The sequence below is a fragment of the Mesotoga sp. B105.6.4 genome, from assembly GCF_002896535.1.
Taxonomy (GTDB): domain Bacteria; phylum Thermotogota; class Thermotogae; order Petrotogales; family Kosmotogaceae; genus Mesotoga.
Genome location: NZ_JWIM01000144.1, coordinates 1 through 2419 on the forward strand (window position 1 = coordinate 1; position 2419 = coordinate 2419).

The following is a 2419-nucleotide window of genomic DNA, read 5'->3' on the forward strand; positions in this document are numbered from 1 at the left end:
AGATTAAGTGATAAACTCAAGAGTTAAAAAAAGAAAGTCGGTAAACCATTCTTTCTATTTTTTGGTTTCTATAAATGGTTGTTCTAATTGTTCCTTTCTCCAAACAATCTTCAAACTATGAGATTTTATTTCTGCCCTTTGTTCGCTTAACGTTATCGGTCCAGTACCATCTGTTTCTCTCTTTTAGTATGCTGATGTAGTCTTTGCCTTTAATCATGTAATTGCCATCAGCGCCTATTAACCATTTGACCGAATCGCTTTGAATTTCGCGCACAATACTCTCTCGCTGCTTGAAACCACCAAGTAGTCTGGCTTCTGTTATGCTCAAAAAGTTGTCAAGCATGGAGCTTAATCTTACTTCTGCCATTATCATGGCGTAATCAGCAACATTATCAAACAGATACTTGCGCGTTAGAGGCTGAAAAACATAGCTTCTAGGTAGGATGGTGCCGTTAACCTTGGCATTTTCATTTTTTTGTATCATCTGTCCGAGGCTATCTTTCCATTGACGCAGATTGTGTTTAGTAGCCTTATCATCCATATACGCATCTTCACCTCGCGCGATTTTCCAGGCTAGGTCAAGGCCGGTAAAATATTCGGAGTCCCAATCTAGACTGAACTCCATTTTCAGCCCTACAAATGCGCCAATTGTATCCTGTATATCTTCAATGTGCGACTCAAAGTCATTCTTACCCGCGTTTAAATTAGCGCCTGGGAGAGTCGCTGTACCAGAAATTGATATATCAAAAAGTGGTACAGCGTTTCTCTGAATTTCAGATTTGAATACTAAATTGTTTTGTAATCAATGTAACATTTGATAGAATTTAAATGTATTATCTGAATTATGTTATTGGTTTGATTTTGAATCTGAAAATTGCTGGCTATCAGTGAGAGGAAGCCTTTTAGCGTAAACAATTATCATTTTGATAATTCGCAATAAATAGAGCAGTTCGTTAAGGAGGCCAAGAGTGAAACGAGTTAGTTCTCTTTTTGTGATTTTCGTACTTCTCTTCATGCTTGCTGGGTGTCCATCTATTCAGACTATGAAAGATTCTACTCTGAAGGCTTTATTGTTTAATTCTCTTTCAGTCCCAAATTTTGATCCAGAAATAACAGAATATACGATTGAGCTTCCAAGAGGAACAACTGAAGTACCTACGATAAGCACTGTTCCAAATATCGAAGGCGTAACAATCGAAGTGATTAACGCGGAAACAATTCCCGGAACAACTAAGATAATTGTAACTGCCTTGGATGGTGAAACTGTGACCACGTATCACATCTACTTCGCCGTACAGAAGAACAATGATTCTTCTTTGAAGGCCCTTGAATATAATGCGATACCCGTTCCGGGATTTAAGAATGATAAATTGAACTACGAAGTTATTCTTCCAGCGGGATCTACTTATTTGCCAACGATTTCAGCTACTGCAAATGACCCAAATGCAACTATCACTATAACGCAGGTTCTTGAGCTTCCCGGTACTGCTTTTGTTACAGTAACTGCGGAGGATGCAGTTACAGCTTCTAACTATTCAATTTACTTCATTCCTCAGTATTTCATTGAAGCGTCTTCGAATCCATCGGATGGGGGAAACATAACAGGTAGTGGTAACTATGTTCATGGAACTCAGGTAAATCTGACAGCCACAGCTAATGAAGGCTACGAATTTATTGACTGGACAGATAATGGAGTGCGGGTTAGCACAAATGCAAGTTATTCCTTTACAGCTAACGCGGATAGAGCTCTTGTGGCGAATTTCAAGTTGAAGACCTATACACTAACAGCAACTGCAGGAGTCGGTGGTACCGTAATACCCTATGGAATTGTTGAAGTAAAACATGGCGAAGATAAGCAATTCACTATTGCTTCAGATCAAGGCTGTGAAATAAAGGAAGTAATCGTTGACGGAGTATCCGTTGGCGCTGTGAATACTTACGATTTTGACAACGTTACCAGAAATCACACTATCCACGGCGAGTTCAAGTTAAAGCTTTACACTATTGACGTCTCTGCTATCCCTGAGACTGGCGGAACAGTGAGCGGAGGAGGCAACTTTAATCATGGAGATTCCGTTGAAATAATAGCAACAGCCAACACCGGTTATGAATTTATCGGCTGGACTGAGAATGAATTGCAGGTGAGCACAGATACCAGTTATTCATTTACTGCAACCGCGGACAGAACACTTGTTGCTAACTTTAGACGGCTAACTTACTCTATCACTCTAGACGTAAATCCCATAGATGGTGGATCAGTTAGCGGGGGCGGGGCCTTCTTACATGGAGAAGAAGTAACTGTTATTGCTACTCCTAATCTAGGGAAGTACTTCATAAACTGGACAGAAGATGCAGTTGAAGTAAGCAAAGAGCCGGTCTACACATTTGTTGCCACTAAGGACTGTAATCTTGTGGCCAA

2 protein-coding genes are annotated in these 2419 nt (G+C 40.2%); one reads left to right on the top strand and one right to left on the bottom strand.

Features of this window, described 5'->3' with window-relative positions; translation table 11 throughout:
* Window positions 1–115: 115 nt before the first annotated feature.
* Entirely contained in the window at window positions 116–625 is a 510-nt protein-coding gene (locus RJ60_RS15200; RefSeq protein ID WP_099830981.1) for a hypothetical protein, read from the bottom strand.
* Between the two features lie 343 nt (window positions 626–968).
* Between RJ60_RS15200 and RJ60_RS15205 the strand changes: the two genes are divergently transcribed.
* The coding region (locus tag RJ60_RS15205; RefSeq protein WP_146028967.1) for an InlB B-repeat-containing protein at window positions 969–2419 on the top strand (1451 nt) is incomplete at its 3' end.